Below are 18,940 nucleotides of genomic sequence, written 5' to 3' on the forward strand. Positions count from 1 at the left end.
AGGAATTGCACCCATGAAGATCGCCCACCGAGAGATCTCGCCCGCCCACCCGCCGCTGGTGGTGGCCGAGATCGGCATCAACCACGGCGGCAGCCTCGATGTGGCCAAAGGCATGGTGCTCGCCGCGCACCGCGCCGGCTGCGAGATGGTCAAGCACCAGACCCATTTCGTGGACGATGAAATGACCGAAGAGGCCAAGGCTATCTTCCCGCCCAACGCCGACAAATCGATCTGGGACGTGATGGCGGAATGCGCGCTGTCGAAAGACGACGAGATCTCGCTGAAGAAGTACGCCGAGTCGCTCGGCATGATCTACATCTCCACGCCGTTCTCTCGTGCAGCCGCCGATTTTCTCAACGACATCGGCATTGCGGCCTTCAAGATCGGCTCGGGCGAATGCAACCATGTGCCGCTGATCCGCCACATCGCCAGCTTCGGCAAGCCCATCATCATGAGCACCGGCATGCAGACCATCGACGGCATGCGGCCCTCGGTGAAGGCGCTCGACGATGCCGGAGTGGACTATGCGCTGCTGGAGTGCACCAACCTCTACCCCTCGCCCCCTGAAATCGTGAGCCTGCAGGGCATCACCGAACTCCGCAACGCCTTCCCGCACGCCGTCATCGGGTTCTCCGACCACAGCATCGGGCCGGAAATGGCCATCTCTGCGGTGGCGCTGGGTGCCTGCATCCTGGAGCGCCACTTCACCGACACGCGTTACCGCAAGGGTCCGGACATTTCCTGTTCCATGGACCCGGCCGAACTCAAGTTCCTGATCGACCGCTCGCGCGAGATCCACACCGCGCTGCACAACCCCAAAGTGCGCACCGCACCCGAGGAAGACGTGTACCGGTTCGCGCGTGGCTCCATGGTGGCCGACCGTGACCTGGCGGCCGGCCATGTGATCACCGCCACCGACATCTGGGCGCGCCGTCCCGGCTCCGGCGAAATCTCGGTGCAGCACTTCGACCGGCTGGTGGGCGCAAAACTCACGCGCGCCGTGAAGCGGAACCAGCAGTTGCTGTGGAGCGACCTCGACGGCGTGAAGCCGCTGGTGAACACCTGATGGGCCAGAAGCTGCTTTTTGTAACCGGCACGCGCGCCGACTTCGGCAAGCTGGAGCCGCTGGCGCTGGCGGCGCAGCGCGCGGGCTTCGACATCAGCTTCTTCATCACCGGTATGCACATGATGCGGCGCTATGGCGAAACGCGCCTGGAGGTGAAGCGTTTTCCGAAGGCCGAGTTCTTCGAGTTCGTCAACCAGCGCGAAGGCGACGCGCAGGATTTCATCCTCTCCAAGACCATCCTGGGCTTCTCTGATTTCGTGCACGAGCACCGGCCCGACCTGGTGGTGATCCACGGCGACCGGGTCGAGGCACTGGCCGCCTCCATCGTTTGCGCCATGAAGTACATCGCTTCGGCGCACATCGAAGGCGGCGAGGTCTCGGGCACCATCGACGAGAGCATTCGCCACTGCAACACCAAGCTGTGTTCGCAGCATTTTGTGAGTTCGGAAGAGGCGCGCCAGCGCGTGCTGGCGCTGGGCGAACCGGCCGACCGCGTGCACAACATCGGCTCGCCCGAGCTCGACACCCACGCACAACCCTCGGGTGTGACGCTGGCGCAGGTGAAGGAGCGCTACGCGATTCCGTTTGACGACTACGGCATCGCCATCTTCCATCCGGTCACTTCCGAGGCCGACACCATCGGCGCGCAGGCGCAGGCGCTGTTCTCGCGGCTGGAGGCCAGTGGCCGGAACTTCGTGGTGATCTCGCCCAACAACGACCCGGGCACCGAAGACATCTTTGCCGTTCTCGATCGCCTGCCACCCGCCCGCTTCCGGCAGATTCCATCCATGCGCTTTGCCTATTTTTCCGAGCTCATGCGGCACGCATCGGCCATGGTGGGCAACAGCAGCGCGGGGGTGCGCGAGGCCCCCTTTCTTGGCGTGCCGAGCCTGGAGGTGGGCACGCGGCAGAACAAGCGCGCCAGCGGACCGTCGATCACTGCGTGTGCGGCGAGCGATGCGAGCGTGATCGATCGTTTCCTTGGTGAGACATGGGGCCAGCGTTTTGCCGCCGACACCACCTTCGGCCATGGCCGAGCGGCCGAGGGCTTTGTGGAGGTGCTGCGCCGTCCCGGGTTCTGGCTGCAGCCCCTGCAAAAGGCTTTTTCCAGCGACTGATGGTCATCGACGCACCCGCTCCCTTGGTCCTCCACCGTTTTCAGTCCGCGATGGACCAGACCGCTCGGTGGGCAGCAGTGGCACTGCTGCTGGGCGCCCCCACCTCGATCGCGCTGGTCAACATCTCGGTGTTGCTCATTCTGGTGTGCTGGCCGCTTTCCGGGCGCTACGCCGAGAAGTGGGCCTTGATCCGCCGGCATCCCATCACGTTGCCGAGCCTGCTGCTGTTCGCTCTGGTGCTGGTGGGCATTGCGTACACCGATGCACCGCGCTCCACCATCGGCACCCACCTCTACGTGTACAGCAAGTTCCCCATGATGCTGATGCTGCTGACGCTGCTGCACGAGCCACGCTGGCAGAACCGCGCGCTGGTGGCGTTTGCCGTGGGTGCGTTGATCACGCTGGTGTCCACCTACGCCAACATCTGGGTCGAGGTGCCGTGGTCGGACTCCCATACCCGCGGCTTCGGCGTGAGCCACAACATTTTCAACGACTACATCGCACAGGGTCTTGCGATGTCGTTCTTTACTGCGCTGGCGGTGGTGTATGCGCTGGAGGCCCGGGGGCGCGCCGCGCAGGTGGCGTGGTCCGTGGTGGCCATGTTCACTGTGTTCAGCATCACCCACCTGCTGCAGGGGCGCACAGGTCAGGCGGTGTTGCTGGCCATGTTCTGCGCGCTGGCGCTGGTGTCGGTGCCGGTGGTCTGGCGCTGGCGCTCGCTGGCTGCCGTGCTGCTGATCACGGCCATCCTGTTTGCCTCGTCCCCTCTGCTGCGGCAGCGCATTCTTACCGGCTTCGCCGAGTTCGGCCAGTACCTCGATGGGGGCGTGGTCAACACCTCCATCGGCGCGCGGCTGGACATGTGGAAAAACGCGGCGGAAATGTTTGTGGCCAGCCCGATCTGGGGCCATGGCACCGGCGGCTACCGCGTGTATTCGCTCCAGTTCTACAACGACGCCGGGCAGTGCGCGATTTCCTGTGTGCACCCTCACAACCAGTTTCTCTTTTTTGCCGCCGAGCACGGCGTCTTTGGTCTGCTGGCTTACGTGTGGCTGCTGCAGCGCTCGCTGGCAGCGGGCCTGGCGCAACAAGGGCGTTACCGGCTGCTGGCGGCGGCCTTCATGGCCATCCTGCTGGTCGACAGTTTCATCAACGGGCCGTTCTGGGTGACCACGGAGCGGCACTTCTTCGCCTCCGTACTGCCATTGCTGCTGGCCGGGTGGCGCGGCTCGGCACCAGCCCCGGCCGCGAGGTGACGCGCATGATTCCCCGCTGGAAGATCGAACGCGAGCTGGAGACCCTGCGCCAGCAGCTTCGGTCGCTGCCCGAGCGCCTGGTGGGCCCGGCACGCCAGCGTCGGCTCGATGCCCGGTTTCCATCGGATTACCGCGTGCAGAACGGCGCGGCGCCGCTCACGCAGAAGGTGGCGATCTTTCTGGTGTACCAGCCCAAGGGCATGGCCGCCTCGGTGCTCGAGACCTGCCGGCACCTTACAAAGCGCGGCTACGCCGTGTTGCTGGTGGCCAATGCGCCGGTGTCGGCACAAGACCAGCAGGCCATGGGGGCCTGCGTGTGGCGCTTTGTCGAACGGCCCAACTTTGGTTACGACTTCGGGGGCTACCGCGATGGCATCCGGCTGCTCTGGCACTGGTCGGTATCACCAGATCACCTCGTCATCCTCAACGACAGCGTGTGGTTTCCACTGGACAAGGGCGAGACCATGCTGGCGTCCATGGAGCGGTCCCCTGCGGGCTTCGTCGGCGCTCTGCGGCATGTCGACCATCCGCAGCCTGAGTCCGAACACACGGGCATTTTTCTTTCGTACTTTTTCCATATCAAGCGTTCGGTGCTGAGTTCGACCGTGTTTCTCGATTACTGGAACTACTATGTGGCCACCAGCAACAAGTACCTCACGGTGCGCCGGGGCGAGCGCGGTTTCTCACGTGCATTGTTCGCCGCGGGTGTGCCGAGCGAAGGCATTTACTCGCGCGATCGATTGCTGCAAGCACTGGCGCAGCAGCCGGTGGAGGCCGTGGTCAAGACGCTGGAGTACGGCGCCTACACCGACCTGAACCTGCAGCACGAGCGCGACGAACTGCTGAGTTCGGGTGCTCGCGACACCGCCTGGCGCGCGAAGGCCATGGCGCACATCGAAGCGGTGTCTGCCCGGCGCAACTTCCATTCAGCTTTCTGCTACGCCACCATCGGGCTGCTCGGCGTGCCGGTGCTCAAGAAGAACCGGGGCGAGCTGCAGATTCGCATGCGGCGGCAGTACGTGCGCGCGGTGGAGGCGGGCGATCTGCCCCGGCCCGATGAAGCCACGTATGCGGAGATCGTGGCCAGCGTGGCGGGCTGACGCTCAGGGCGCCAGCAGCGAGTTGACCGGCCGCAGGTCTTCGGGTGCCAGCCTGCCGCTGGCCTGGCGCAGCCGCAGACTGCCTATCAGCACGTTGTAGCGCGCCTGAGCGAGGTCGCGTTTGGTCTGGAACAACTGGCTCTGGGCGTTGAGCACATCGATGTTGATGCGCACGCCCACCTGGTACCCGAGGCGGTTGGCGTCGAGTGCGCTCTGGCTGGAGGCCTCGGCCGCTTCCAGTGCCTTCACCTGACCCTGGCCCGAGACCACGCCCAGGTAGGCACTTCGCGTGTTCAGGTCCACGCCTCGCCGTGTGGCTTCAAGGTCGGTGCGGGCTTTTTCTTCCAGCGACAGCGTTTCCTTCACCCGGTTCTGGATCGAGAACCCGGCGAACAGTGGCATGTTGAACTGCACCCCCACGCTGGCGTTGTTGGTGCGCACATTGCCCGGCACGATGGCCACGTTGGACGGCGCGCGCGCCACCTGGTATTGCGCCACCAGGTCGACTGTGGGTTTGTGACCGGCTTCGGCCTTGGCGGTCTCGAGTTTCGCGATCTCCAGCGCGCGCGTGGCCTGCAGGATGGCCGGATGGGTTTCATCGGCCAGGTTCACCCAGGCCTGTGGATCGGCCGGCAGCAGCTCGGGCAAGGCTACGGGGGCAATCAAGGGCCGAGGCGTCACGCTGGGACGACCCACCAGCTGGTCCAGCGCCAGCCGTTTCACGCGCAGGTCGTTTTCTGCGGCGATCTCTCGCGCCAGCACCAGGTCGTATTGAGCCTGGGCTTCCCGGGAGTCAGTCACGGTGGTGGTGCCGAGCTCGAAGTTGCGTTTGGCCGCCGCGAGCTGTTCGCCCACGGCGGTTTTTTGCGCCTGCACGAAGGCCAGCGTGTCCTGCGCGGCGAGCACGTCGAAATAGGCCTGCGAAGTGCGCAGGATCAGGTCCTGCTCGGCCTGGGTAAGGCGTGCCCTGGCCACGTCAATGGAGAGTTGTGCCTGCTCGTTCACCAGCTTGTTGACCGGCCGGTAAAGTGGCTGGCTGGCCGAGACGCCGGTGCTCTGGCTGTTGGTGGTGGCGTCGAGCACGGGGTTGCTGGCATCGCGGCGCGCCCAGCTCGCTGCCGCAGCCAGTCCTACCTGAGGCAGCAGGCCCGCGCGGGCCTGGGCCGCACGGGAAAGGTCGGCTTCGTACTGCGAGCGCGCCGAGAGGTAGGTGGCGTCAAAACCCCGCGCGGCTTCGTACAGCTCCACCAGGCTCTGTGCCTGCGCACCCGCAGCGCCCAGCACCAGCAACGCGGCCAGCGCCGTGTGGCGGAGGGCAGGCAGGCCGCTTCGGGCGGTGGAAGGCTGGGCGATCGGGGCGTTCATGAAAGGTCCTTTGAAACAAGGCGGTGCGGTGCGATGCGGGGCAGCGGGCTCAGTACACCGGCACGCTGGGGTCGAGCTCTTGCGACCAGGCGTGGATGCCGCCGTGGATGTTGACCACGTCGGTGAACCCGTTCTGCAGAAGAAACTGCGCCACCTGCGCGCTGCGCGCACCGTGGTGGCACAGGCAGGCGATGGGGCGCGTGTGGTCGAGCTCCAGGTAGCGTTCTGGAACGCTGCGCATGGGCATGGCCAGCAACTCGAAGCCATCGGGCCGGACCGAGGCGGTCTGCAGTTCCCAGGGCTCGCGCACGTCGAGCACCAGGGGCAGTGCGTCGGCGGGGGTGCTGGCGGCGGCGAGCTGCAGCCAGTCGTGCAGTTGGGCGGGGTGAATGGCTTTCATGGGCGGCTCGCGGCGTGGATCGGCATCAGAAACGGAAGCTCGAAGGGGCGGGAAAGTTCCGCAGGCGAGGTGCCACGGTGTCCCAGGGTTGTTCGGTCTGGAACGAGGCATCGCCCGTGCGCGTCACGATGGTCGCGCGCATCATGGGCTCGAAGCCCACGATGGCGGCCAGCCGTCCGCCCCTGGCCAGCAGGGCCAGCAGGGCAGCGGGCACCTCAGCCACCGAACCGCTGAGCACGATGGCGTCGAACGGGCCCTGACTGGAGCAGGCAGAAAAGCCATTGGCAGCCGCATCGGCCTCGCGCACGTCCACGTTGTGAATGCCTGCGGTCTGCAGGTTTTCGCGCGCCATGCGGGCCAGCACGGGATTGATCTCCAGCGAAACCACCGACCGCGCCAGGCTGGCCAGCAACGCGGCCATGTAGCCGCTGCCGCTCCCCACTTCCAGCACCTTGTCGGTGGGCTTGAGCGCGAGGTCTTGCAACAGGCGGGCCTCGACCCGGGGTGCCAGCATCACTTCGCCATCCACCGCCGGGTGGGTCAGAGGCAGCTCCAGGTCGCCGAAGGCCAGGGCCTTGTGGGGCGCTGGCACGAAGTCTTCGCGGCGAATGCGGCCCAGCAGGTCCAGCACCTGCGCGTCGAGCACTTCCCAGGGGCGGATCTGTTGCTCGATCATGTTGAAGCGGGCCTGGTTCAGGCTCATGGCGGTGTGGGGGGTGGCAGTGGTCATGGCATTCATTCGGTTGAAGCAGGATTCGGAGGGCGGATCAGCGCGGGATTTTAAGGAGTGGGCCCCGCCGGGGCGGGATGGGTGGGCGCCAGGCCCAGCCGGCGGCGAAACCACGCAGCCAGATCGTCCATGTAGCAATAGACCACCGGCACCACCACCAGGGTGAGCAGCGAAGAAGTGATGACGCCGCCTATGACGGCCTGGCCCATGGGCGCGCGCTGTTCCGAACCTTCGGTGAGCGCAAACGCCAGCGGCACCATGCCGAACACCATGGCCAGCGTGGTCATGAGGATGGGGCGCAGGCGCACGCGGGCGGCCAGCAGCAGCGCAGACTCGCGGTCCAGCGGCGGCCCGCCGGCACGCCCTTCTCGCGCGCGAATGGCGAAGTCCACCAGCAGGATGGCGTTCTTGGTGACCAGGCCCATCAGCAGCACGATGCCGATCACGGAGAACATGCTCATGGTCGAACCGAACATCAGCAGCGTGAGCACCACGCCGATCAGCGTGAGCGGCAACGAGGTCATGAGCGCGAGCGGCTGCAGGAAGCTCTGGAACTGGCTGGCCAGAATCATGTAGATGAAGATGATGGCCAGCGCCAGTGCGGAGAGCGCGTAGCCAAACGATTCCTGCATGTTCTTGGTGGAGCCGCCGAACTCGTAGCGGTAGCCCGGCGGGAAGGCGATGCCGTCGAGCGCCTGGCGAATTTCCGTAGACACTTCGCCGGGCGAGCGGCCGTACACGTTGGCGTTGATGGCGACCTCGCGGTTGAGGTTGCGCCGGTTGATCTGGTTCGGGCCGGTGGCGTCCACCACGTCGGCCACCTGACCCAGGCGCACCACGCGCGCCGTGCCGTCGGCCGCAGTGCCCACCATGAAGGGCAGGTTGGCCAGGTCGCTGGTGCGCTCGCGTTCGCCCGGTGCCAGCCGCACGTTCACGTCGTAGCTCTGGCCGTCGGCGGCGCGCCAGTTGCCCACCGTGGTGCCGGCCACCAGCGTGCGCAGGCTCGCTCCCACGGCAGCCACGTTCAGGCCCAGGTCAGAGGCCAGATCGCGCTTCATCTTCACGTCCACCGTCGGCTTGTTGGGCTTCACGCTGGCGTCCAGATCGACCAGGCCCACGATCGGGCGGATGCGCTCCATCACGGTCTGCGTGAGCCGCTCCAGCTCGGCGAGGTCGTCGCCCTGCAGCGAAAACTCCACCTGCTTGTTGCCGCCCACCGCGTCGAGCAGACCGACGTGCGTCACGGTGATGCCCGGCACGCTGCGCAGGCGCTCGCGCAGGCGGGCTGACATGGCATCGGCGCTGAGGGTGCGGTCTTTGCGGTCGACCAGGCGCACGTAGATGCTGGCGTACATGGCGCCTTGCGCGTTGCCGGTGTTCAGCGTGGACAGTGTGTATTTCACCTCAGGGAATTCGCGCAGGATCGCCTCCACCTGCCGCGTCTTCGCCTCGGTGGCCTGCAGCGACGAGCCCACCGGCGTGTTGAAGCTCAGCGAGGTTTCGGAGAAGTCGGCCTTGGGCACGAACTCGGTGCCCAGCAGCGGCACGATGAACAGGCTGCCCACGAACGTGGCGAGCGCCAGCCCAAGCGTGGCGAGCTTGTGCTTGAGGGACCAGCGCAGTGTGTTCTGGTAGGTGTCGGTCAGGTCGTCCTGAAAACGATCGAACCATCCGGTGACGCGGCCAATGGTCTTGTCGTACAGGGTTCGCGGTGCACCGGCCTTGCCGTGCTTCTCGATTTCCGGGTCGTGCCACACCGAAGACAGCATGGGGTCGAGCGTGAAGCTCACGAACATCGAAATGAGCACGGCGGCCACCATGGTGATGCCGAACTCGTGGAAGAACTTGCCGATGATGCCGCCCATGAAACCGATGGGCAGGAACACCGCCACGATCGACAGGGTGGTGGCCAGCACGGCCAGGCCGATTTCCTGCGTGCCATCCATGGCCGCGTTGAACGGCGTCTTGCCCATCTGCACGTGTCGCACGATGTTTTCGCGCACGACGATGGCGTCGTCGATCAGCAGACCCACCGAGAGCGTAAGCGCCATCAGCGTGATCATGTTGATGGTGAACCCGAACAGGTTCATGAAGAAGAAGGTGCCGATCAGCGCGATGGGCAGCGTGAGCCCGGTGATGACGGTGGAGCGCCACGAGTTCAGGAACAGGAAGACGATCAGCACCGTGAGCAATGCGCCTTCGATCAGCGTGCGGCGCACGTTGTCGACCGAGACGCGGATAGGCCGCGAACCGTCGGCGATCTGCTCCAGCCGCATTCCGGGTGGCAACTCGGCGCCGAGCGAGGCCACGGCGGCCTTCAGTCCGTCCGTCACTGCAATGGTGTTTTCGTCCTGTGCCTTCTGCACCTGCAGCAGCAGCGTGCGCTGGCCGTTGTACAGCGCCAGGCTTTCGACCTCCTGCGTGCCGTCGCTCACGCGTGCCACCTGGCCCAGTCGCACGGCCTGGCCGCCCCGGCGCGCCACGATGATGTTCTCGAAATCCTTCGGGTTCTGCAGCCGCGAGAGCACCTGCACCACGCGCTCGGCCTCACCCGTCTTGAGCGTGCCGACCGGCAGGTCCTGGTTCTCGTTGCGCACGGCGGTGTTGATCTGCTCGGTGGTCACGCCCAGCGCTTCCATGGCCGAAGGATCGAGGTCGATGTTGATGGCGCGACGCGTGGGTCCGACCAGCGTCACCGAGCCGACGCCGCGCACGTTCTCAAGCCGCTTCTTGAACACCTGCTCGGCCCAGGTGGTGAGTTCCACCGCGCTGGGTGTCTTGCCGTTCACAGCTTCCGGAATCACCGCCACCGACCAGATGGAGCGGCTCGCCGGGTCGAAGCGCAGCACGCGGGGTTCCTCCACCTCGTCGCGGAACACCGGGCGCAGGATGGCGATTTTTTCGCGCACGTCCTCGGCCGCCTTGCGACCATCTACGGTGAGCTGGAATTCGATGATGACAATCGACTGGCCTTCGTAGCTGCGCGAGGTGAGCGTGTTCACGCCCGCGATCGCGTTGACTGCCTCTTCGACCTTCTTGGTGACCTCGGACTCCACGATTTCGGGCGATGCGCCGGGGTAGGCGACCTGCACCACCACCACGGGGAAGTCAATGTTGGGGAACTGGTCGACCTGCAGCCGCTGAAATGAAAACAGGCCCAGCACCACGAAGGCGATCATCACCATCGTGGCGAAGACCGGGTTGCGCAGCGAGACCTGGGTGAACCACATGGTGGGCTGCGCTTAGGGGGTGGCCAGCTTCACGGCCGTGCCTTCGCGGATCAGGCCGGCCTGTGCACCGAGCACTTGCGTGCCTTCAGCCAGGCCGACGATCTCTCGCATGGGTTCGCTGCCGCGCAGGCCGGTGGCCCCGCCCTGTACGGTGAGGTGTGCCACCGAGCCTTCGCGCACCAGCTGGATGTAGGGCTGAGGCTTGTCGTTGCGCACCGCCGATGCAGGCACGGCGATGGCCTTGACCGAGCCAGTGACCAGATGGCCCTGGGCAAACAGGCCCTGACGCATGCCGGGTGCGGCCGGCATGCGCAGGTACACCAGCACGCTGCGGCTGCCGGCCTGCACGCTCGGGTTGATGCGCGAGACCGTGGCCTGAATGGGTTCTGGCAGGCCCTCGACACGCAGCACGGCGGCCTGGCCCACACGCACCGTCACGGCGTCGGCCGGCGAGATGGCGGCTTCCATTTCAAAGGCAGAGAGGTCCACCACATCGAACACGCGAGTGTCGATGCCCACACGCTCACCGTTCTGCACCAGCCGCGCCGAGATCTGCCCGTTCAGTGGCGAGCGCAGCGTGGTGTCGGCCAACGATTTTCTGGCGATGTCCAGCGCGGCGAGCGCGGCGCGGTGGTTGGCTTCCGCCGCAGCGAGGTTGTTGTTCGAGGTCTCCAGCGCCGTGGCCGAGATGAAGCCCTGGCGCACGAGCGCCTGGTTGTTGTCCGTGGTCCGCCGCGCGATGCTCACCTGCGCCTGCGCCGATTCGGCTTGCTGCGCCGCCTGGCGCACGCGCGCCTGGGCTTCGGTGCTGTCGATGCGCGCCAGCACTTCGCCGGCTTTCACCTCGTCGCCCTCGCGCTTGCTCAAACCCTGAATTTCGCCCGCGGTGCGCGCCTTCACAGCCGCCGTCTGCAAGGCTTCCACCGAGCCCGAAATGCCCACGGTCTGCGTGAGCTCGAGCGTCTGTGCTGTCACCACGTCGCTGGCTGCCAGTGTGTACACGGGCGCTTTCTGCATCGACTCGGCCGCCGCGCGGGCTTCAGCCGCCTGTGTCTTGCGCTTGTCGAGTGCGCGAAACAGCCCGACGCCGACGCCCACCACGAGCAGGGCCAGCAGCAACCATTTGATCCAGGTGGAGCGTGCGCGTGGAGAGGTCATGGCCAATGCGGTGATGAATGGGTATTCAGACGGGTTTGCCCGGCACCAGCATGCCGCGCAGCAGCAGGTCGACCTGGTTGTCCAGGAAGCCGATGGGATCGATCTGTTCGGACGGCGGGCAGCATGGCGCCATGGAGTGCTTCCACATCAGCAGGAAGATCATGGGCGCAATCAAGCTGTAGACCGCGTACTCCAGTTGAAGCGCGCGGAACTCTCCGCGGTCGATGCCGCGCTGCAGGACGCGACGCAGCAGATCGTGCCCGGGGATGATGACCTCCTGCTGGTAGAACGCCGCGATCTCGGGGAACATGCCAGCCTCGCTCATGACCAGCTTGGTGATGCCGGAGGCCGCCGAATTGCCGATGCGTTCCCACCACGAGTGCATGCAGTAGCGCACCAGTTCGGCGCTGTCGCCGCTGAATTGCTGCAGTTCTTCATTCCACTCGGTGAAGCGGCCCGCGATGTTCTCGCGGACCACGGCTTTGAAGAGTTCTTCCTTGCTCGGGAAGTAGAGGAACAGCGTGCCTTTGGAGACGCCGGCGCGCGCCGCGACTTCTTCCACCCGGGTGGCAGCAAAACCCTTTTCTACGAAGAGTTGCAGCGCGGCGTCCAGCAGCTCACCCGGGCGCGCTTCCTTGCGCCGGGCGCGGCGCTGGCGCGGCTCGGCGTCGGAATCGGCGGACGTGGTTGGCGATGGCATGGGGATGGTTAATGACCGATGGGTTAGTAATATACCCCATGGCCCACGCCGCCCGGTGTCGCGCCGGTAAAGCCGGCGGTCCCGATGTCAGGAGAACGCGGCAATGCCCGTGATGGCGCGCCCAAGGATCAAGGCATGAACGTCGTGCGTGCCTTCGTAGGTGTTCACCACCTCCAGGTTCACCAGGTGGCGCGCCACGCCGAATTCATCGGAAATGCCATTCCCGCCCATCATGTCGCGCGCCAGGCGGGCAATGTCCAGCGCCTTGCCGCAGCTGTTGCGCTTGAGAATGGACGTGATCTCCACCGCGGCCGTGCCTTCGTCTTTCATGCGGCCCAGGCGCAGGCAGCCCTGCAGGCCCAGGCTGATCTCGGTGAGCATGTCGGCCAGCTTCTTCTGGATCAACTGGTTGGCGGCGAGAGGGCGGCCGAACTGCTGGCGGTCCAGCACGTACTGGCGGGCGCGGAAGTAGCAGTCTTCGGCGGCGCCGAGCGCACCCCAGGCGATGCCGTAACGCGCGCTGTTGAGGCAGGTGAACGGGCCCTTCAGGCCACGCACTTCGGGGAAGGCGTTTTCTTCCGGGCAGAACACGCCGTCCATCACGATCTCGCCGGTGATGGAGGCGCGCAGGCCCACCTTGCTGTGGATCGCCGGGGCGCTGAGGCCCTTCATGCCTTTTTCCAGAATGAAGCCGCGGATGGCGCCTTCATCGTCTTTCGCCCACACCACGAACACATCGGCAATCGGCGAATTGGTGATCCACATCTTGGCGCCGGAGAGGCTGTAGCCGCCGTCGACCTTCTTGGCACGCGTCACCATGCTGCCGGGGTCCGAGCCGTGGTTGGGCTCGGTCAGGCCGAAGCAGCCGATCCATTCGCCGCTGGCGAGCCTGGGCAGGTACTTCTGCTTCTGCGCTTCGGTGCCGAACTCGTTGATCGGCACCATCACCAGCGAGCTCTGGACGCTCATCATGGAGCGGTAGCCCGAATCCACGCGCTCCACCTCGCGAGCCACCAGGCCGTAGCACACGTAGTTCAGGCCTGCGCCGCCGTAGGCCTCGGGAATGGTGGCGCCCAGCAGGCCGAGCTCACCCATCTCGCGGAAGATCGCCACGTCGGTCTTCTCGTGGCGGAAGGCTTCCGTCACACGGGGTAGCAACTTTTCCTGGCAGTAGGCGCGCGCTGCGTCCATCACCTGGCGCTCGTCGTCGTCGAGCTGCTGGGACAGGTGGAACGGGTCTTCCCAGCTGAAGCTGGCTTTGGCTTTGGTGGGGGAAAGCATGGTGTTTGTCTCCGGTTCTGCGGGGTGTGCGAAGAGCGCGATTGTCGGCCGAGCATGCATAGTTGTCTAATATCGTTACCGTATTCATTGATCCAGAAAACATATTCATGGAATTCCGCCACCTGCGTTATTTCCTGGTGCTGGCCGAGGAACTGCACTTCGGCCGCGCCGCCCAGCGCCTGTCCATCACGCAGCCGCCGCTCTCGCTCAACATTCAGCAGCTCGAAGCCTCGGTGGGGGCGCAGCTGTTCACCCGCAACAGCCGGGGTGTGCAGCTCACGGCGGCGGGTGTGGCCTTCGTGCCAGCGGCGCGCGCACTGCTCGATCAGGCCGGCCAGGCAGCCCGTGAGGCGCGCGAGGTGGCCCAGGGGCTGGTGGGTAGCCTGCAGATCGGCTTTGCCGGCACGGTGCTTTACCGGGGCTTGCCACAAATGCTCAAGGGCTTCGCCGCCGAGCACCCCAAGCTTCGGCTCACGTTGCGCGAGCTGAGTTCGAGCGACCAGCTCATCGACCTCATGCACGAGCGGCTGGATGTCGGCTTCGTGCACACCACGCGGGTGCCGGCGGGCTTTTCCCAGATTCTTGTGTCCCGCCAACCTTTCGTGGCCTGCCTGCCGCTGGGGCATGCGATGGCGCGGCGCAAGCGGCTGGCGTTGCACGCGCTGCAAGGCGAACCCTTTGCCATGATCTCGCGGGCGGTATCGCCCGATTACCACGAGCGCATCCTCGGTCTCTGTGCCGACGCGGGGTTTTCGCCGGAGGTGCGCTACGAGTTGCGCCACTGGCTCAGCGTGGTTTCTCTGGTGGCGCAAGGATTGGGCGTGGCGCTGGTGCCGGCGGCGCTGCAGCAGGCCAACCTGCCCGGTGCGGTGTTCGTGCCGCTGGCTGGCGAAACGTCGCCTTACGAAACGCACTGCCTCTGGAGGACCGACAGAGACCAGGCTGCGCTGGGGGCATTTCTGGCGGTCGTGCGCGCGGCCGCGCAGTCGGTACATTCGGTGGGCTGACGTTTCTGGAGAAATGCAATGAGCGACAAACAGGTGCTGGTGCTGGGTGGTGGCTGCTTCTGGTGCACCGAGGCGGTGTACGTGGGCGTCAAAGGTGTGACCGATGTGGAGTCCGGTTACTCCAATGGGCAGGTGAAACAGCCGAGCTACGAAATGGTGTGCACCGGGACCACGGGCCACAACGAAGTGGTGCGGCTCGAATACGACCCCGCGCAGATCAGCACGCGCGAAATTCTGGAGATCTTTTTCGTGGTGCACGACGCCACCACGCTGAACCGCCAGGGCAACGACGTGGGCACGCAATACCGCAGTGGCATTTACTTCACCACGCCCGAGCAGCAACAGGTGGCGCAGGCGCTGATCGATGAGCTCACCAAAGACAACGCCTTCGGCAAGCCCATCGTCACCGAGGTGAAACCGCTGGACAACTACTGGCCGGCGGAGGAATACCACCAGGACTTCTTCGAGCGCAACCCGCACCAGGGCTATTGCATGGCCGTGGCGGCGCCCAAGGTGGCCAAGTTCCGCAAGACCTTCGCCAGGCTGGCGAAGTAGGTCTTGCGGAGCCGGAGATCACTTCGGCAGCATCACCTTGTCCACGACGTGGATCACGCCGTTGGACTGGTAGACATCGGCGATGGTGACGGTGGCCACGCCACCCTTTTCATCGGTCACCGTGACCTTGCCGCCAGCGGATTTCGCCACCAACGTGCCGCCAGCCACCGTCTTGATTGATGCCATGCCTTTGCCATCGGCAATCATCTTGCTGATGGCCGCCGCATCAAACTTGCCCGACACCACGTGGTAGGTGAGGATGCCGCTGAGCATGGGCTTGTTCTCGGGCTTGAGCAGCGTGTCCACGGTACCGGCGGGCAGTGCGGCGAACGCAGCATTGGTGGGCGCGAACACGGTGAACGGACCCGGGCCCTTGAGCGTGTCGACCAGGCCGGCAGCCTTGACGGCCGCCACCAGGGTGGTGTGGTCCTTGGAGTTCACCGCGTTGTCGATGATGTCCTTGCTGGCCAGCATGGGCGCGCCGCCCACCATGACTTGTGCGAAGGCGCCGAGCGATGCGGTGCCGATGGCGATGGCGAGAACGGTCTTGCTGAGGGTCTTGGTGATCATGGAGTCTCCTGAAGGGTTGAAGCCGATGCGGCTACAGGAGATACGCAGACCGGATGCAGACTGGATTCAGAAAAATCAAAAGACCCTCGCCGTACAAGCACGCTGGCCCCCACTTGGCAGCGGTCCTTAGCGCAACTGAATTGCGTTAGCATCGCCACCTACTGCAACAAGGTTGCAACAATGGGAGAAATCCATGTCGTCTCGTCCAGCCAGGGAATTCACGGGCGTTCCGCCCGAGGTGCAGACGCGTCTGGAAGGGGCAGGGCTCCGACGCACGCTGGCCACGCGGGCGGTGCTGGGCCTGTTTCTGGCCAGGCCGCGCGGTCGCCTCACGCACGCCCAGGCGCAGGCCGCCCTCACTGCGCGCGGACTCGATCTCAACCGCGTCACGCTCTACCGCCTGCTGGACCGGCTGGCCACCTGCGGTGTGCTGCGCCGCGAAGCCGACGAGCAGCGCATCTGGCGATTCAGCCTGGCGCCGACCACGGCCCCGGCCGAAGACGGGGGCACGGAATCGCGTTTCGAGTGCGATGCCTGCCACCGGCGCTTCGACTTGTCGACCGCCAGCGATTCCACCCGAGCGGTCACACAAGACCTGTTCCAGGCGCTGGCCCGGCTGGGCCATCACGGGGAGCGGCTGGAGCTGTCGATCCATGGCACCTGCGCCACCTGCGTGCCATTGAATAACCCAGCTGAGGGCGTCGCGTGATCGAGACCCGCGGCCTGGCCTATGCCTACCCGGGCGCGCAGCCGCTGCAGCTGCCTGATGTCGCCGTGCCTCAAGGCGGCACGCTGTTGCTTCGCGGACCCTCGGGCAGTGGCAAGTCGACCTGGCTGGCACTGGCGGCGGGGCTGCTCACGCCTTCGCGCGGTGAGGTGCTGGTGGCGGGGCAGGCGCTCGGCACCTTGCGCGCGGGCGCGCGAGACACCTGGCGTGCGCGCCATGTGGGCTTTCTGCCGCAAAGGCTGCACCTGAGCGAAGCACTCTCCGTGGCCGACAACCTGGCGCTGGCGTACTTCGCCGCCGGCCTGCCGCCTCAGTGGCCCGCCATCACGCGAACACTGGATGCATTGCAAGTGGGTGCGTTCGCCGCGCGCCGGCCCTCGCAACTCTCGAGCGGTCAGGCCCAGCGCGTGGCGCTGGCTCGCGCCGTGTTGCTGCGCCCGAGCGTGATCCTGGCCGACGAACCCACCGCCAGCCTGGACGACGATGCGTGCGCGGTGGCGCTGAGTTTGCTGGTGAAGAGCGCAGCAGATCTGAACGCCACGCTGGTGATTGCCACGCACGATGCGCGCGTGCGGCAGGACTTGCCGCACGCGCAGGTGTTGACGCTTGCACGGATTGCCGCGGAGCTCGAACCATGAACGTCGCCACCCTGTCCTGGCGCTACCTCTGGTCGCGCCCGCTCTCGACCACGCTGAACCTGTTGCTGCTGGCGCTCGGGCTGGCCTCGATGGCGTTGGTGCTCATCGCGCGCGATCAGGTGGAGCGCGCCTTCGACCGCGACCTGGCGGGGATCGATGTGGTGGTGGGCGCCAAGGGCAGTCCCATGCAGCTCATCCTGGCCGGCGTTTTCCACATCGACGTGCCGCCCGGCAACATCCCACTGGCCGAAGCCGCGAAGCTCGCGCAGCATCCCCACGTGGCCCAGCTCATTCCTCTGAGTCTTGGCGACAACCTTCAGGGGTTTCGCATCGTCGGCACGACACACGACTACGCCGGGCATTACGGCGTGCAGCTGGCCAGCGGTGTGCTCTGGCAGTCACCGATGCAGGCTGTGCTCGGCGCGCAGGTGGCCACGCGCACGGGGCTGCAGTTGGGGCAGGCTTTCGAGGGTGCGCACGGCCTGGGCGTGGGCGGTGCGTCTCACGGCGGGACGCCGTACACCGTGTCGGGCGTGCTCGCGCCTTGCGGCTGCGTGCTCGACCGACTCATCCTCACCGCCACCGAATCGGTCTGGCGCGTGCACGACGACATGCACGCAGGCGCTGGCATGAGCGAGGCCGAGCGCGCGGAGCTGGACGAAGCCCTGCAGGCCGAACGCGAAATCACGCTGGCGCTGATCCGCTACCGCACGCCCATGGCCGCGGTGAGCTTTCCGCGTTTCGTCAACGAGACCACCTCCCTGCAGGCCGCCGCACCCGCACTGGAAATCACGCGCCTGCTGGCCATGGTCGGCGTGGGCACGCAGGTGCTGCATGGGCTCACGGCGGTGCTGCTCGCGGTGGCGGGCCTCTCGGTGTTCATCGCGCTCTGGAGCGCCGTGCGCGAACGCCGGGGCGATCTCGCCATGCTGCGCATGCTGGGCGCACCGCCGGCCCGCGTGAGCGCGCTGCTGCTGTGCGAGGCGCTCTGGCTCGCGCTGCTGGCGTGTGCGCTGGGCCTGCTGGCGGCTCACGCGCTCACGGCCTTGCTGGGCGAGCTGCTCGCAGCCCGCCATTCGCTGAGCATTTCGGGCTGGCAATGGGTTTCCGCCGAATGGTGGGTGCCAGCGCTGGCTTTTCTGGTGGCGGTGATCTCGGCTTTGTTGCCTGCGATCAGCGCCTACCGGATCGATGTCACTTCCCTTCTCAACTCAACCCGGTGAACACCATGAAAAAAGCATTGCTGTGCCTCTCTTCCGCCCTCCTGCTCGCCACGTCGGCGCTGGCACAACATTCCGACCAGGAGACCAAAGAAGACATCGCGCGTCACCGTGCCATGGCCAGCGCCCACGAGGGCGCTGCCAAGTGCCTGGAAGCGGGCAAAGGCGAAAAGGTCTGCATGGCGGAACTCCAGACCGCTTGCAAGGGTCTTGCACTGGGCAAATACTGCGGGATGCGCCACGCTCACTGAACCCATCGATCCTGACCACCCATGACACTGCTTCGATCCACCGCCTCGCTGCTTTTTCTGTGCCTGACGGGTGTTGCAGGAGCCCAGACGCTGAGTTCCCCGCTGCCCCCCGGCGCTGCGGCCTCGCAGCCACCGGTGTCGCCGCATGTGCAAGGGCAGGGGGCCGGCGTGCACAGCCCGCAGAGCCCGATTGCGCCCTTGCCCCAGCGAAGCGACGTGGTGGCCTGGTCCATGCTGACCGACATCACCACCAGGGTGGATAAGAAGCGCATCGTGCCGGTCTACCCCGACGCGGTGAACGCGCTGAACCAGAAAACGCTGCGGTTGCAGGGCTTCATGATGCCGCTCGAACCCGGCGAGAACCAGCGCCATTTTCTGCTGGCCTCGGTGCCACTGACCTGCTCTTTCTGCTCGCCAGGCGGGCCTGAAAGCATGGTGGAGGTGCGCACCAGCAAGCCGGTGAAATACAAACTGGAGGCGGTGGTGGTGGAGGGCAAGTTCCACGTGCTGCAGAACGACAAATACGGTCTGTACTACCGCATCACGGAGGCGGTGGGCGTTGAGTGAG

General features: G+C 65.8%; 19 protein-coding genes. 11 read left to right on the forward strand and 8 right to left on the reverse strand.

All coding sequences use genetic code 11. The annotated features are described in order from the left end of the window. Nucleotides 1-13 precede the first annotated feature (13 nt). From CAP37_RS04715 to CAP37_RS04730, 4 genes are read left to right on the forward strand one after another with little or no spacing between them, the layout of a single operon-like run. Nucleotides 14-1,066: an N-acetylneuraminate synthase family protein gene (locus CAP37_RS04715; protein WP_086123111.1), complete on the forward strand. Its 1,053-nt coding sequence runs from the start codon at nt 14-16 to the stop codon at nt 1,064-1,066. Then, nucleotides 1,066-2,184, forward strand: coding sequence for a UDP-N-acetylglucosamine 2-epimerase (gene neuC / locus CAP37_RS04720; protein WP_086123112.1), 1,119 nt, complete (start codon nt 1,066-1,068; stop codon nt 2,182-2,184). The genes CAP37_RS04715 and neuC overlap by 1 nt, the downstream gene beginning before the upstream one ends. 50 nt (nt 2,185-2,234) lie before the next feature. Continuing rightward, on the forward strand, nt 2,235-3,440 hold the full coding sequence (locus CAP37_RS04725) for an O-antigen ligase (RefSeq protein WP_179190140.1): 1,206 nt from the start codon (nt 2,235-2,237) through the stop codon (nt 3,438-3,440). Nucleotides 3,441-3,445: 5 nt separating this feature from the next. Further along, nucleotides 3,446-4,540 (forward strand): rhamnan synthesis F family protein, encoded by a 1,095-nt coding sequence (locus tag CAP37_RS04730; protein WP_143435882.1) that lies wholly within the window; start codon nt 3,446-3,448, stop codon nt 4,538-4,540. Between the two features lie 3 nt (nt 4,541-4,543). Here the strand turns inward: CAP37_RS04730 and CAP37_RS04735 are convergent, their stop codons facing one another. The 7 genes from CAP37_RS04735 to CAP37_RS04765 form a co-directional block, all read right to left on the reverse strand. Beyond that, nucleotides 4,544-5,905, reverse strand: coding sequence for a TolC family outer membrane protein (locus tag CAP37_RS04735; protein ID WP_086123115.1), 1,362 nt, complete (start codon nt 5,903-5,905; stop codon nt 4,544-4,546). Between the two features lie 49 nt (nt 5,906-5,954). Next, nucleotides 5,955-6,305 (reverse strand): rhodanese-like domain-containing protein, encoded by a 351-nt coding sequence (locus CAP37_RS04740; protein WP_086123116.1) that lies wholly within the window; start codon nt 6,303-6,305, stop codon nt 5,955-5,957. 25 nt (nt 6,306-6,330) lie between these two features. Further along, complete coding sequence (locus CAP37_RS04745; protein WP_256926872.1) at nt 6,331-7,035, reverse strand: protein-L-isoaspartate O-methyltransferase; 705 nt, start codon at nt 7,033-7,035, stop codon at nt 6,331-6,333. Between the two features lie 50 nt (nt 7,036-7,085). Then, a complete protein-coding gene (locus tag CAP37_RS04750; RefSeq protein ID WP_086123117.1) occupies nt 7,086-10,265 on the reverse strand; it encodes an efflux RND transporter permease subunit in 3,180 nt (1,059 codons plus the stop codon). Between the two features lie 12 nt (nt 10,266-10,277). Beyond that, entirely contained in the window at nt 10,278-11,423 is a 1,146-nt protein-coding gene (locus CAP37_RS04755; RefSeq protein ID WP_086123118.1) for an efflux RND transporter periplasmic adaptor subunit, read from the reverse strand. Nucleotides 11,424-11,448: 25 nt separating this feature from the next. Then, on the reverse strand, nt 11,449-12,123 hold the full coding sequence (locus CAP37_RS04760) for a TetR/AcrR family transcriptional regulator (RefSeq protein ID WP_086123119.1): 675 nt from the start codon (nt 12,121-12,123) through the stop codon (nt 11,449-11,451). Nucleotides 12,124-12,210: 87 nt separating this feature from the next. Further along, a complete protein-coding gene (locus CAP37_RS04765) occupies nt 12,211-13,404 on the reverse strand; it encodes an acyl-CoA dehydrogenase (RefSeq protein ID WP_086123120.1) in 1,194 nt (397 codons plus the stop codon). 107 nt (nt 13,405-13,511) lie between these two features. On the opposite strand from CAP37_RS04765, the gene CAP37_RS04770 reads away from it, so the two are divergent. Continuing rightward, the gene (locus tag CAP37_RS04770) at nt 13,512-14,411 is read left to right on the forward strand and encodes a LysR family transcriptional regulator (protein ID WP_086123121.1); all 900 of its coding nucleotides are present in this window, start codon (nt 13,512-13,514) and stop codon (nt 14,409-14,411) included. Nucleotides 14,412-14,429: 18 nt separating this feature from the next. Then, nucleotides 14,430-14,966, forward strand: a complete 537-nt coding sequence (gene msrA, locus CAP37_RS04775; protein WP_086123122.1) for a peptide-methionine (S)-S-oxide reductase MsrA — start codon at nt 14,430-14,432, stop codon at nt 14,964-14,966. 18 nt (nt 14,967-14,984) lie between these two features. Here msrA and CAP37_RS04780 read toward each other — a convergent pair whose 3' ends face one another. Next, nucleotides 14,985-15,536, reverse strand: coding sequence for a fasciclin domain-containing protein (locus tag CAP37_RS04780; protein ID WP_086123123.1), 552 nt, complete (start codon nt 15,534-15,536; stop codon nt 14,985-14,987). A 193-nt stretch (nt 15,537-15,729) separates the two neighbouring features. Between CAP37_RS04780 and CAP37_RS04785 the strand changes: the two genes are divergently transcribed. The 5 genes from CAP37_RS04785 to CAP37_RS04805 are packed head-to-tail and all read left to right on the forward strand — an operon-like array spanning nt 15,730 to nt 18,939. Continuing rightward, a complete protein-coding gene (locus CAP37_RS04785; RefSeq protein WP_086123124.1) occupies nt 15,730-16,245 on the forward strand; it encodes a hypothetical protein in 516 nt (171 codons plus the stop codon). Further along, on the forward strand, nt 16,242-16,901 hold the full coding sequence (locus tag CAP37_RS04790) for an ABC transporter ATP-binding protein (RefSeq protein WP_086123125.1): 660 nt from the start codon (nt 16,242-16,244) through the stop codon (nt 16,899-16,901). Before CAP37_RS04785 ends, CAP37_RS04790 begins: the two co-directional genes overlap by 4 nt. Next, nucleotides 16,898-18,124, forward strand: a complete 1,227-nt coding sequence (locus CAP37_RS04795; RefSeq protein WP_086123126.1) for an FtsX-like permease family protein — start codon at nt 16,898-16,900, stop codon at nt 18,122-18,124. The genes CAP37_RS04790 and CAP37_RS04795 overlap by 4 nt, the downstream gene beginning before the upstream one ends. A gap of 5 nt (nt 18,125-18,129) precedes the next feature. Then, complete coding sequence (locus tag CAP37_RS04800) at nt 18,130-18,372, forward strand: hypothetical protein (protein WP_086124818.1); 243 nt, start codon at nt 18,130-18,132, stop codon at nt 18,370-18,372. 21 nt (nt 18,373-18,393) lie between these two features. Continuing rightward, nucleotides 18,394-18,939 carry a DUF3299 domain-containing protein gene (locus CAP37_RS04805; RefSeq protein ID WP_086123127.1) on the forward strand — a complete coding sequence of 182 codons (546 nt, stop codon included), beginning with the start codon at nt 18,394-18,396 and terminating at the stop codon, nt 18,937-18,939. Nucleotide 18,940: the final 1 nt, after the last annotated feature.

It is taken from the genome of Hydrogenophaga sp. IBVHS1 (genome assembly GCF_002127265.1).
GTDB lineage: Bacteria > Pseudomonadota > Gammaproteobacteria > Burkholderiales > Burkholderiaceae_C > Hydrogenophaga.